The organism is Salipiger bermudensis, assembly GCF_017309175.1.
Classification (GTDB): Bacteria; Pseudomonadota; Alphaproteobacteria; order Rhodobacterales; family Rhodobacteraceae; genus Salipiger; species Salipiger bermudensis.
Window position 1 is genome coordinate 251774 of sequence record NZ_JAEKJV010000006.1, and the last position, 12258, is coordinate 264031.

A 12258-nucleotide genomic window follows, 5' to 3' on the forward strand; every position below is an offset into this window, starting at 1 on the left:
CGGCGCCGGGCTCAGCCGCCGCGCCCACCCTGCGCCGTGCGGCGATCGGGTCCACCTGCCCCCGCGCGCGCCGCATCGACCGCCGCGCCTTGCGTTGCAGAGCTGCGCTCGCTGTCCGCTCCCTGCCCGCGCAGCCGCGCGACGCCTGCGCGCAGATGCTCTGCCACGGTCCGGCCCCACGCGTCCCAGTTGAGATGGTCCTCGAATTCCTGCCGCGCGCTCCGCGCCAGCGCATCGTACTCCTCCGGCGCCTCGAGATAGCGCTCGATCAGCGCCGCGAACTCCGGCGGTCCGCTCTTTGGCGGCAGCGCGTGACCGTTGACACCGTCGCGCACCGGCACGCCGCCGACGTTCAGGCAGAGCGATGGGAGTTTGTAGGCCGACGCCTCGCAGAAGGCGAACCCGTAGCTTTCGTAGGACGGCTGGACAAGGAAATGCGCCTCGGCAAAGACCTGCTCGAACACCGACATCTCGTCGGGCTTGGCCTTGTCGAGCTGCGGATACACCGTGACCCATTCGTTGCGATGGAAGTCCGGCGGTTCGCAGCCGATCACCGTCAGGCGCGCATCGACGCCGCGCCCGCGCAGGAGCTTCATCGTATCGAAGGCGATCGGTCCGCCCTTGGCGAACCAGTCCCGCCCGATCAGCAGCAGCCGCAGCGGCAAGCCGCGCCCCAAGGTCGACGGGCGGACCGACGGCACGGTCTTGATCCCGGCGCCCCACGGCACCATGAGCGATCGTTCCGGATCGAGCCCGTAGCGGTCGTCGGCAGCGGTCTTGAGCCATTGCGAGGGCCAGAACATCAAATCGGTGCTGCGAAACACCTCGGCCTCGCAGCGCTCGACCCAGCTGTCGAGCGCCCGTCCGCCCGGATACCTGGACTCGAACTGTGCCCCGATCTCGGACTTCCGGTAGATCGTCTGAGTCGCATCCGAGGAAAACGCGGTGACCAGCGGATAGGGCGGTCTTACCCGATGCAGCGCGTGAAACGCGTAGGTGCCGAAAAGCACATCATAGCGCCCACGCGACAGCTCTGACCGGACCTTGCGGGCGATCACCGGGGCCAGCGCCAGATGCAGCCGCCAGCGCAGCCGCATCTGCATCGGGTAGGACAGGCGCGCGATCCCGCGCCGCACCGGCTCGGCCAATCCCCAGCTGCTGGAGAGGATCGTCACCTCGCCGGCATGGCGCTGCAGCGCATGGTACATGTGGGCGTTGCCGCCCGAATACATGAACCTGTCGAGCGGGGAAAAATCGCAGAGATAGGCGATCTTCAAACGCTGCTCACTCACCACTGACCTCCCGGGTCTCTCTCATACCACCTTGGCAGATGCCGGTGCAATCTGGCCGAAAGGTGTCGCGTCATGGACCATTGCGTAGCATCTGACCGGCTGTGCCATATCTGCCAGCCCGCTGCCTCGCCGCCATCCCGGAGGGCGACAAGCGCCGGCCCCGCTGCTATGGTCGCCCTGCAATCCGGGGCATGTGGGGGTCACGGAGCGCCGCGTAACGATCTGCGAAGCACGAGTATGCCGAACCCTCTCGCCTACCTCATGCTGGCCCTCTGGCCGGTGGTGACGATCGCCCTGTTCCGACGCCTGCCGGCGGATCGGGCGCTGATCCTGTCGCTGATGCTCGGCTACCTGTTCCTGCCCGAACCGCCCGCCGCCTTCGACCTGCCGCTGATGCCGCCGATGTCGAAGCACACCATCCCCGCGCTCGCCGCCTTCATGATCTGTCTGGTCAAGTTCGGACCGCAGGGCCTGCTGATCCCGCAATCCCGACTGGCGCGCGTGCTGCTTGGCGTGTTCATCTTCATCCCGATCCTGACCACCCTGACCAATACCGAGCCGGTGTTTTACGGCCAGGTCGGCCTGCCCGGCCTCGGCATCAAGGACGCCATCGCCCTGATGCTGCAACAGGCTATGCTTGTGATGCCCTTCCTGATGGCGCGCCAGTACCTCGCCGACGGCGGCTCGCAACGCTATTTCCTCGTCGCGCTGATGGTCTGCGGGCTGATCTACTCGCTGCCCATGCTGGTGGAACTGCGGCTGTCGCCGCAGCTCAACAACTGGATCTACGGCTATTATCAGCACTCCTTCGCCCAGTCGGTCCGCGGCGGCGGCTACCGCCCGGTGGTGTTCCTCTATCACGGGCTCTGGGTCTCGTTCTTCATCATGACCGCCGCCATCGCGGCCTTCGCCCTGTGGCGGCAGGACAGCCGGCTGAACACCCTCAGAACCCTGCTTTGCGCGCTCTACCTGCTGCTCGTGCTGGTGGCGTCGAAATCGCTGGGCGCGCTGCTTCTCGCCTCCGCCGCCCTGCCCTGCCTGCTGTTCCTGAGCCGGCAGATGCAGATCCGCATCGCCCTGCTGCTCGGCCTTCTGGCCATCGCCTACCCGGTCATGAAAGGCGCCAACATCATCCCCGAGGACCGCATCCTCGCCGCCGCCGCCAGCTTCGACGAAGACCGTGCGCGCTCGCTCGAGTTCCGCTTCGGGCAGGAGCGGATCCTGCTCGACCGGGCGACCGAGAAACCGGTGTCCGGCTGGGGCAGCTGGGGGCGCAACCACATCCTCGATCCGGTCTCGGGCGTCATTCTCACTGTCGCCGACGGGCGCTGGGTCATCATCATCGGGGTCTATGGCTGGATCGGTTTCCTTGCCGAGTTCGGACTGCTGGTGCTGCCGATCTTCCTGCTCTGGCGCGAAAGCCGCAACGGCGGCGCCGACCATATCTCGCCCTTCATCGCGCCGCTGTCGCTGATGCTGGCCGTCAACGTCGCGGACCTGATCCCCAACGCCACCCTGACACCCCTGACATGGCTGCTTGCCGGGGCGCTGACCGGCTATGCCGAGCGCATGAAGTCCATGCGGCGTCTGGCGCGAACGACCTCGAGGCGCAAGCTCGAATGGCAATCCATCCTGTGAGGCCCACGCATGGCTGAGACTTCCCGACCCCGCGTCCTCGCCATCGCCGAGGCGGCCAACCCCGAATGGGTGAGCGTGCCGCTGGTCGGCTGGTCGCTGGCCTCGGCCCTGCGCGCGGTGGCCGACGTGCATATCGTCACCCAGATCCGCAACCGCGACGCCTTTCTGCGCGCGGGTCTGACCGAGGGCACCGACTTCACCGCCATCGATTCCGAGGCCTTCGCGCGCCCGATGTGGCAGCTCGCCGAAAGGCTCCGCATGGGCGAGGGCAAGGGCTGGACCATGGTGCAGGCGATCAACGCCCTCAGCTATCCGCATTTCGAGCGGCTGGTCTGGAAGCGCTTCGGCGCCGAGATCAATGCCGGCAGCTGGGATATCATGCACCGCATCACGCCGCTGTCGCCGACGATTTCCTCCACTCTGGCGAAGCGCTGCGCGCGCGCCGGTGTGCCCTTCGTGCTAGGCCCTCTGAACGGTGGCGTCCCGTGGCCCAAGGGCTTCGAGGCCGAGCGACGGCGCGAGAAGGAATGGCTGAGTTACCTGCGCTCGGCCTACAAGCTGCTGCCGGCCCGCGGCGCGACGCTCGAACACGCCGCCGCCATCCTCGTGGGCTCGCGGCACACCGAGAGCGAGATTCCGTCGAAGCACCGTGCCAAGACCCTCTACCTCCCGGAAAACGGTATCGATCCGGCGCGATTCAATCGCACCGCCACGCCCGCGCCCGAGGGGCTGCGCGCCTGCTTCGTCGGACGGCTGGTCCCCTACAAGGGGCCGGACATGCTGCTCGAGGCCGCCGCGCCGCTGCTTCGCGACGGCCGGATGCAGCTCGAGATCATCGGCGACGGCCCGATGATGCCCGATCTCGTGTCGCAGGCCGAAGCGCTCGGCGCCGGCGGCGCGGTCACCTTCCACGGCTGGAAGCCGCACGAGGAGGTGCAGGACATCATGGCCGGCTGCCACCTGCTCTCCTTCCCCTCGATCCGCGAATTCGGCGGCGGCGTGGTGCTCGAGGCGATGGCGCTGGGTGTGGTGCCGCTGATCGTCGATTATGCCGGCCCCGCAGAGCTCGTGGTGCCGGGCACCGGGCTCAAGGTGGCTTGCGGCACCCGCGCCGAGATCATCGCCGGCTTCGCGACCGAACTGGCGCGGCTGGCAGACGACCCCTCCGGCCTGCCGGCGATGGCCACGGCGGCACAGGCGCGCGTCGCCAGCCACTTCACGTGGGCGCGCAAGGCCGCGCAGGTGGCGCAGGTCTATGACTGGGTGTGCAGCGGGCGGCCAGCCCCCGCGCCGAAGGTTTTCTAGGGCCGGACGGCGTTGACCAAAGCGCAACCTTTGCGCCCTAGCGTCCGTCCCGGTGCGGCCGCGCCTTTATTTCGCCCCAGTTGCCCTTGATAGGCAGCCAAGGGCGCGACCCACACGTGTCGTTGTGCCAGTGTTCCCGGAGAACCCGGATTTCGAGTGATGAAACAGTCCGCACCCATGCAAGACGCATCGGACCGTGAAGACCGAAGCCCCGGATCGCTGCCCTATCGCAGCGATATCGACGGTCTGCGCGCCATCGCCGTGCTGGCCGTGGTGCTCTATCACTTCGGCGTTCCGGGTCTCGAGGGCGGCTTCGTCGGGGTCGACATCTTCTTCGTGATCTCCGGCTTCCTGATCGGCGGCATCCTCTGGCGTGAATATGATGCCACCGGGCGCATCTGGCTGCGCCACTTCTACATCCGCCGCTGCCGCCGCCTCGCCCCGGCCTTCTTCACCATGGTGCTGGTCACCGCCGTCCTGAGCTGGGCACTGCTGCTGCCGTTCGAGTTCCGCGAGCTGGGCAAGCAGCTCATTGCCGCGACGATCTATCTCTCGAACGTGCTGTTCTTCGGTCAGGCCGGCTATTTCGACACCGCCTCGGACGAAAAGGCCCTGCTGCACACCTGGTCGCTCGCGGTCGAAGAGCAGTTCTACATCTTTCTGCCGCTGCTCATACTGCTGTTGTCGCGCAACCGCCGCGCCCTGCTGGCGGCGCTGGTGGGCTGCTGGATCGCCTCGTTCCTTGCCTGCGCCTGGCTCACCCCGCCCTACCAGACCGCCACCTTCTACCTCTTCCCGTTCCGTGCGTGGGAGCTGCTGAGCGGTGTGCTTCTGGCGATCTGGGGCTGTGAGAGCGGGCGGCGCTGGCGCGGCCACACGGTGCTGAGCCTGGCCGGGCTGATGCTGGTCGCGGGCTCGATCCTGCTGATCCCCGCCGGGCCGCTGTTCCCCGATCTGCTGGCGCTGCTTCCCGTGCTCGGGACGGTGCTCCTGCTTGCCAATGGCCGCGGGCAGAACCCGGTCAACCGGATGCTCTCGACGCGCGAGGCGGTGTTCTTCGGCAAGATCTCCTACTCGCTCTACCTCTGGCACTGGCCGGTGCTGGTGCTGTCGCTCTACCTCCGTGGCGCATATGCCGGGCTGTGGGAGGCGGTGCTGTGGATGGCGCTGTCGGTGGGGCTGGCGTGGCTGTCATGGCGCTATGTCGAGACACCGGTGCGCCGCGCGCGGGTGCCGGGCTTCGTGATCCTCGGCGGCACCGCGACGGCCTCGGCCGCCACGCTGGCGCTTGGCGCGTGGCTCTATGTCAATGACGGGCTGCCGAACCGCTTCGGCCCCGAGACCCGCATCCATATCGCGGCCTCGGGCGACTTCCTGCAGGACTGGAGCCGATGCCGCACCCCCTCCGAAGGTCCTCTGATGGGGCTGGAGGTCTGCCCCATCGGCCCCGAGGGCGATCCGGAGGTGCTGGTCTGGGGCGACAGCCACGTGCGTGCGGTCAAGGAGGGGCTCGACCTCGCCGCGCATGAGGCCGGCCGCCCCGGCCTGATCATCTGGCGCGCCGGCTGCCCGCCGCTCTTCGGCATTCGCAAGGTCGAGAGCGCGGCGACCCTGGCGCAGGACACCGCCTGCACCAATGCCAACCTGCAGATCGGCCAGAGCTTCCAGCGCCTGCCGAGCCTCGAAACCGTGCTGCTGATCGGCCGCTGGAGCTACTATGCCAACGGCACCGGCATCGGGCGCGACGCCGGGAACACCATCGCCGTGCACCCGCTCGAAGCGCCCACCCGGCTCGACGCCCGGCAATCCGACATCGTCGCCGCGGCGGCCAAGGCCACAGTCGCCCGGCTGCTCGACCCGTTCGACGAGGTGGTGGTGCTGCGCCAGCCGCCCGAGATCGCGCAATACGACAGCCGCCTCGCCGCGCGCGAGGCAGCGCATGAGGGCTGGCCGCTGGCGCGCGAGGCGGTCACGCAGACCAGCATCTCGCGCACCGCCCTTGCCCAGCGCATCGCCCCTGCCGAGGCACCGTGGCGCGCCATGGCCGAGGACGGCGCGATCCGCTGGATCGACCCCTGGCCGCGGCTTTGCGACGAGGGTGCCTGCCACGCGCTGAACGGCGACACGGGCTATTACTTCGACAACAACCACCTCACCAACGCCGCCGCGCTGGCGTTGCGGGACCTCTTCGCGCCGGTCTTTTCCGGCGACCGCGGCACCGGCTCGTGAGCGCGCTGGAGGGCAATTGGGACGTCATCGGCACCGGCATCGGTGGCGGGACGGTGGGGCGGGCGCTTGCCGAGGCCGGATAAAAGGTGCTGTTCCTCGAGCAGGGCGTGCCGTCAACCGGGCCGAGCGCAACGGGTTGATGGAGGATCTGCCCTATGCCGAAAACCGCGTGACCTACGACCCCGCTCGTCCCGGGCTCTTGTCGGTCGAATACACCTATCACCCGAGCTTCTGCCACGGCGCCGCACCTTCCGCCGCGCCATATCACGCGCCTTCAAGGGCCAGCGGCGGGTCTTCCTCCATGGGGCCGGAGCCGTGTTCGAGCAGGAGACCGAGGTGCTGCCGCCGCGCGGCCTCAAGGGCAAGCTGAAGGATCTGCTTCTGCTGCGGCGGCGCAGGCCGCGCCGCCTGGTCTGAGGCGCTTCAGTGCTGCGGCGTGCGGAAGCGCTGCAGCATCGCCGCGAACACCTGCCCCGGCAGGATCGCCAGACATTTCACGTAGCGCGGCAGCAATCGTTTCGGGCTGCTCAGCGCGCGCCACAGCCACTCCACCGCGAAACGCCGCGCCCATTCCGGCGCCCGCGTCTGGGTGCCGGCAAGGAAATCGACCCCCGCACCAATCGAAGCGAAGCCCATATGCGGCAGCTTGCGGCGTCCGGCGGCCGCGAAGATTTCCTGCTTGGGGGCGCCCAGCGCGATGAAGCACAGCCCCGCGCCCGAGGCGCCGATCTGCTCGAAGATCGCGTCGGCCTGTGCGCCGGTCGGGTCGAACCCCATCGGAGGCGCGACGGTGGCCACCACCTCGAGATCGCGCACTTCGCGTTCGAGATAGCTCTTGGCGGCAGCAAGCGCCGGCTGCGTGCTGCCCACCAGCGCCACGCTCACGCCCTGCTTGGCGGCGATGCGCGCGATCGGAAACAGCGCGTCCGAGCCCGGGATCAGCTCGACCGGGCGCTTGGCCAGCCACGACATCCAGACGATCGGGTTGCCGTCGGCGGTGACGAAATCCTGCGCCGCGTAGGCGCGCCGGAACTGCGGTGATTGGCGCAGTTTCACAAGATGGTCGAGATTGATCGTGGCAAGGGCGAAGCCCTGACGTTGGGCAAGACGCTCGGTCACGCGGGCCTGCAACACGGCCCAGGTCGGGACATTGACCGAAACCCTCTCGCCGGACACCTTGAAATCCATAAATCGTCGCATCCAATACACACCCTGCCCTCTGTCATACCGCATAACTGTGGCTGGCGGAGGCCCATATTGTGGCGAATTCCCGTGAACCGTGTCTCGCGGGTCGCACGCGGCGAGGTTTTCCATCTGCGGTGCGCTTTGCCGGCATATCCACGGGACCTGCCGAATTATCGTCAAAATTGTCTGTTCAACGGAAACAACCGGCCTGTTCAGGAGTCGTGAGTAGCATTTTGATGTCCGTTCTTTCCCCTCCCCGCCCCTGCGGGGCCATCCTCGACGCGCCCGACCGTGGGCGCGCCCCATGACCCGACGGATCTCGATCCTCGGCTGCGGGTTCGTGGCCGACCTCTACCTGCGCTCGCTGCAGGCAATGGAGGGCATCGAGGTCGTCGGCGTCTATGACCGCGATGCCGCCCGGCTGGATCGCTTCTGCGCCCACTGGCGTCTCCCGAAGAAGACCTCGCTGACCGCGTTTCTTGCCGATGCGCCAGAGGGTGGGGTGATCCTGAACCTCACCAACCCTTCGGCCCACTACGAGCTGAACCGCGCCTGTCTCGAGGCCGGGCATCACGTGTATTCGGAAAAACCGCTGGCGATGGAGCTGGACGAAGCCAAGGCGCTCTGTGCGCTGGCCACCAAGCGCGGCCTGCTGCTGGCCTCGGCGCCCTGCTCGGTGCTGGGCGAGACGGCGCAGACCCTCGGCTACGCGCTGCGCAAGGGCATCGCCGGCACGCCGCGTGCGATCTATGCCGAGCTCGACGACGGCTTCGTACCGCAAGCCGCCTATCGCAAGTGGCTCTCCGAGACCGGCGCGCCCTGGCCTTACGAGGACGAGTTCCGCACCGGCTGCACGCTCGAGCACGCGGGCTACTACCTGAGCTGGCTGATCTCGTGGTTCGGCTCGGTGCGCACGGTGGTCGCGGCCAGCGCCGAGACCATCCCCGACAAGACCGGCACCGGCCCGATGGCGCCCGACCTGAGCATTGCCACGCTGTTCTTCGAGACCGGCCCGGTGACGCGGCTGACCTGCTCGATCGTCGCGCCGCATGATCACTCGATCAGGATCATCGGTGACAGCGGCGTGCTACGCTGTGACGCCGCGTGGGACAACAGCGCCAAGGTGACCTATGCCAAGCGCATGAACCTGCGCCGGAAACTGGTCGAGAGCCCCTTCCCACGCCGGGTGAAACTGGGGCGGGCGACCCACCCCAAGGTCAAGCGCTGGGGGGCCGCGGCGATGAACTTCATGCTGGGTCCGGCCGAGATGCTCGAGGCGCTTGAGCAGGACCGCCCCTGCCGCCTGTCGACAGCGTTCGCCCTGCACATGACCGAGGTCACGCTGGCGATGCAGAACGCCGGCGAGACGAGCGGCGCCCAGCGCATGACCACGCGCTGCGATCCGATGGAGCCGATGCCATGGGCGAGGTGAAGGGCGAGGCGTGCCGCATCCTGATCACCGGCGCAGGCGGCTTCATCGGGCGCGCCACTGTGGCCGAGGCCCGCGCGCGCGGGCTCGATGTGGTGGCACTGGTGCGCAAGAGCGTCGCCCCCGAATGGGCCGACGATGACGGCGTGACCGTGGTGGAAGCGGATCTGTCTGAGCCGTCGTCGCTGATGCCCCTGCGCCGCGCGCTCAGGGGCTGCGACGCGGTGATCCACGCGGCAGCACATCTGGGCGGCGACGGCGCGGCGATCGAGGCCGACACTCTGGCGGCCAGCCGCCACCTGCTCGCAGCATTGCCCAAGGAGATCCGGCTGGTGCTCGTCAGCTCCATCGCGGTCTACGACATGAGCAAGCTCGCCCCGGGCGACACGGTGACCGAGCGCAGCCCGCTCAACCGCCCGGGCCACGCACAGGACAGCTATGCCGAGTCGAAGCTGGCGCAGGAGGTGCTTTGTCAGGGCGCGCTGCAGCCGCTCTGGCTGATGCGGCCGGGCGCGGTCTGGGGACCGGGCCGGACGTGGCACGCGCTCAACGGCTTCTGGGCCGGGCCGCTGCAGGTCACGCTGGCCTCCGACGGCGCGCTGCCGCTGGTTCACGTGAAACACGTGGCGCGCGCGCTGGTCTCGGCCGCCCTCACCGATCCGCAGGGCATGACCGCGCTCAACGTGATCGACGACGATCTGCCAACGCGGGCGCGGTTCGTCACCGCCCACCGCCAGGCGGCGGGCTGGCCCAGGGCCGCCATCGACGTGCCGTGGACGCTGTGGCTGACCCTCACGCGAACGCTGAAACGCTTCGAACGCCGCCTGCCCGGCCTGCTGCGCGAGCCGGTGCTGCGCGCCCGCATCATGCCGCTGCGCTGGCCCAACACCGCGCTTCGTGCGAGCCTTGGCGGCCGAGACGACGCGCCTTTCGAGGCGCTGTTGCAGCACACGCTGGAGAGCGAGACATGAGCCTGCCCAAGCTCGCCTACCTGACCGGGGAATATCCCCGCGCCTCGGACACCTTCATCCAGCGCGAGGTGGCGGCGCTGCGCGATCTCGGCCACGAGGTGCTGACCTGCTCGATCCGCACCACCGGCGCCGAGCATCTGGTCGGCCCCGAACAGCGCGCAGAGCACGCGAGCACCTTCAAGGTCATCGGCGCGGCGAAGAACCCGCTGCGCCTGCTCAAGGCGCATCTCGGCTGCGCCCTGCGCCCCGGGCGCTACCTCGGCGCGCTGCGGCTGGCGTGGCGGACAGCCCCCAAGGGCTTCAAGGGTCGGCTCTACAACCTGATCTACTTCCTCGAGGCGGCGGTGCTGGCCGACCGCCTCAAGCGCGAAGGCGTCGCGCATCTGCACAACCACATCGCCAAGGCGTCCTGCACCGTGGCGATGCTGGCCAGCGAGCTCTCCGGCATCCCATACAGTTTCACCATCCACGGCCCCGACATCTTCTTCGAGCCGCACCACTGGCGCATCGACGAAAAGACCGCGCGGGCGCGCTTTGTCGCCTGCATCTCGGAATACTGCCGCTCGCAACTCATGTGCTTTGCCGACGCGGCGCATTGGGACAAGCTTCATATCGTGCATTGCGGCATCGACCCGGTGCGCTACGACACCGCGCCGCATACCGGACAGACGCTGCTCTTCGTGGGCCGGCTGGCAGGCGTGAAGGGCGTGCCGATCCTGCTCGACGCGGTGGCCACGCTGAAGGCGCGCCACCCGCAACTGCGGCTTGCGCTGATCGGCGACGGCCCCGAGCGCGCGGTACTGGAAGAACGGGCCAAGCCGCTGGGCGAGACGGTGGTGTTTCTCGGCTACCAAGGCCAGTCCGAGGTGGCCGAGGCGCTGTCGCAAAGCGATGTCTTCGTGCTGCCGAGCTTTGCCGAAGGCGTGCCCGTGGTGCTGATGGAGGCGATGGCGGCGGGCGTGCCGGTGGTCGCCACGCAGATCGCCGGCATCCCCGAGCTGGTGACGCAATGGGAGAACGGTGTGCTGGTGCCCCCGGGCGATGCGCCCGCGCTGGCGCAGGCCATCGAGCAGCTCCTTGCCAGCCCGGACCAGCGCCGCGTGATGGGCGCGGTGGGCCGCGCCACCGTCGAGTCCGAGTTCAACATCCATATCGAGGCCGCGCGGCTGTCGCATCTCTTCACCGCCTATGCCGAGGGCGACAGCCCGGCCAAGCGCGAGGTGCTGGAATGACCCCGGAGATGCCCCCGGTCGACGTGGTGCTGATCGGGCGCAACGAGGGCGCGCGGCTGGTGGCGGCGCTGGCCTCTGTGACCGGGCAGGCGCGGCAGGTGGTCTATGTCGACAGCGGCTCCACCGATGACAGCGTGGCCGCGGCGCGCAAGGCGGGCGCCACGGTGGTCGAGCTCGACCTCGCCACGCCCTTTACCGCCGCGCGCGCCCGCAATGCCGGGTTCGAGGCGCTCGGGGATCCACAATTCGTGCAGTTCATCGATGGCGACTGCACGCTGGTGGCGGGCTATCTCGACCGCGCCCGCGCTTTTCTCAGGTCCAATCCCCGGCTTGGCATGGTCACCGGCTGGCGCGCCGAGATCCACCGCGACGCCTCGCTCTACAACCAGCTTGCCGATTTCGAATGGCGCCGCCCGGCGGGCGAGATTCTTGCCTGTGGCGGCGACATGCTGGTCCGGGCCGAGGCCTTCCGCGCCGTGGGCGGCTTCGACCCGACCGTGATCGCCGCCGAGGATGACGAGTTCTGCACCCGGCTGCGCAAGGCCGGCTGGCGGCTCGAGCGCATCCCCGAAGAGATGACCCGCCACGACGCCGACACCCATCGCTTCGGCCAGTGGTGGACCCGCGCCGTGCGCACCGGCCACGGCTTTGCCCAGGTGGGTCACCTGCATCCCGAGTATTTCCGGCGCGAGCGTCAGCGGGCGTTGGTCTACGGGTTTGCGCTACCGCTCTTCATCCTGCTGGGCGCGCTGATCTGGTGGGGCTTTCCGGTGGCCGGGCTCTGCGTCTACGCGCTGAACTACCATCGCACCGCGCGCGGCCTGATCCGGGAGGGGCTGCCAAGGCGCGAGGCCTACCGGCACAGCGTCCTGCTGACGCTGTCGAAGATTCCGAACGTGATCGGCATGGCGACCTATCACTGGCGCCGCCGCCGCAACGCGCAGATGCGCATCATCGAGTACAAGTGAGGCACGTTT

General features: G+C 68.5%; 9 protein-coding genes. 7 read left to right on the forward strand and 2 right to left on the reverse strand.

The features are described from left to right. Positions 1-11 precede the first annotated feature (11 nt). The gene (locus JF542_RS10585) at positions 12-1292 is read right to left on the reverse strand and encodes a glycosyltransferase family 4 protein (protein ID WP_340689152.1); all 1281 of its coding nucleotides are present in this window, start codon (positions 1290-1292) and stop codon (positions 12-14) included. Positions 1293-1529: 237 nt separating this feature from the next. On the opposite strand from JF542_RS10585, the gene JF542_RS10590 reads away from it, so the two are divergent. From JF542_RS10590 to JF542_RS10600, 3 genes are all read left to right on the forward strand, one after another. Then, the gene (locus JF542_RS10590; RefSeq protein ID WP_207075811.1) at positions 1530-2930 is read left to right on the forward strand and encodes a hypothetical protein; all 1401 of its coding nucleotides are present in this window, start codon (positions 1530-1532) and stop codon (positions 2928-2930) included. Positions 2931-2939: 9 nt separating this feature from the next. After that, on the forward strand, positions 2940-4235 hold the full coding sequence (locus JF542_RS10595) for a glycosyltransferase family 4 protein (RefSeq protein ID WP_207075812.1): 1296 nt from the start codon (positions 2940-2942) through the stop codon (positions 4233-4235). A 177-nt stretch (positions 4236-4412) separates the two neighbouring features. Continuing rightward, a complete protein-coding gene (locus tag JF542_RS10600) occupies positions 4413-6464 on the forward strand; it encodes an acyltransferase family protein (RefSeq protein WP_207075813.1) in 2052 nt (683 codons plus the stop codon). A 423-nt stretch (positions 6465-6887) separates the two neighbouring features. Here the strand turns inward: JF542_RS10600 and JF542_RS10610 are convergent, their stop codons facing one another. Further along, a complete protein-coding gene (locus JF542_RS10610; protein WP_007795420.1) occupies positions 6888-7652 on the reverse strand; it encodes a WecB/TagA/CpsF family glycosyltransferase in 765 nt (254 codons plus the stop codon). Between the two features lie 301 nt (positions 7653-7953). Here JF542_RS10610 and JF542_RS10615 point away from each other — a divergent pair, with 301 nt between their 5' ends. The 4 genes from JF542_RS10615 to JF542_RS10630 are packed head-to-tail and all read left to right on the forward strand — an operon-like array spanning position 7954 to position 12249. Then, the gene (locus JF542_RS10615; protein WP_207075814.1) at positions 7954-9081 is read left to right on the forward strand and encodes a Gfo/Idh/MocA family protein; all 1128 of its coding nucleotides are present in this window, start codon (positions 7954-7956) and stop codon (positions 9079-9081) included. Beyond that, a complete protein-coding gene (locus JF542_RS10620) occupies positions 9069-10049 on the forward strand; it encodes an NAD-dependent epimerase/dehydratase family protein (protein ID WP_207075815.1) in 981 nt (326 codons plus the stop codon). Before JF542_RS10615 ends, JF542_RS10620 begins: the two co-directional genes overlap by 13 nt. Then, positions 10046-11281 carry a glycosyltransferase family 4 protein gene (locus JF542_RS10625; RefSeq protein WP_207075816.1) on the forward strand — a complete coding sequence of 412 codons (1236 nt, stop codon included), beginning with the start codon at positions 10046-10048 and terminating at the stop codon, positions 11279-11281. Before JF542_RS10620 ends, JF542_RS10625 begins: the two co-directional genes overlap by 4 nt. A gap of 8 nt (positions 11282-11289) precedes the next feature. Then, positions 11290-12249, forward strand: a complete 960-nt coding sequence (locus JF542_RS10630) for a glycosyltransferase family 2 protein (protein ID WP_207075838.1) — start codon at positions 11290-11292, stop codon at positions 12247-12249. The last annotated feature ends 9 nt before the right edge of the window (positions 12250-12258 follow it).

Bases quoted from the DNA above. Each gene is read 5' to 3' on its own strand.
- JF542_RS10615 (WP_207075814.1), top strand. From the start codon at position 7,954: ATGACCCGACGGATCTCGATCCTCGGCTGCGGGTTCGTGGCCGACCTC.
- JF542_RS10600 (WP_207075813.1), top strand. From the start codon at position 4,413: ATGCAAGACGCATCGGACCGTGAAGACCGAAGCCCCGGATCGCTGCCC.
- JF542_RS10590 (WP_207075811.1), top strand. From the start codon at position 1,530: ATGCCGAACCCTCTCGCCTACCTCATGCTGGCCCTCTGGCCGGTGGTG.
- JF542_RS10630 (WP_207075838.1), top strand. From the start codon at position 11,290: ATGCCCCCGGTCGACGTGGTGCTGATCGGGCGCAACGAGGGCGCGCGG.
- JF542_RS10620 (WP_207075815.1), top strand. From the start codon at position 9,069: ATGGGCGAGGTGAAGGGCGAGGCGTGCCGCATCCTGATCACCGGCGCA.
- JF542_RS10595 (WP_207075812.1), top strand. From the start codon at position 2,940: ATGGCTGAGACTTCCCGACCCCGCGTCCTCGCCATCGCCGAGGCGGCC.
- JF542_RS10610 (WP_007795420.1), bottom strand. From the start codon at position 7,652: ATGGATTTCAAGGTGTCCGGCGAGAGGGTTTCGGTCAATGTCCCGACC.
- JF542_RS10625 (WP_207075816.1), top strand. From the start codon at position 10,046: ATGAGCCTGCCCAAGCTCGCCTACCTGACCGGGGAATATCCCCGCGCC.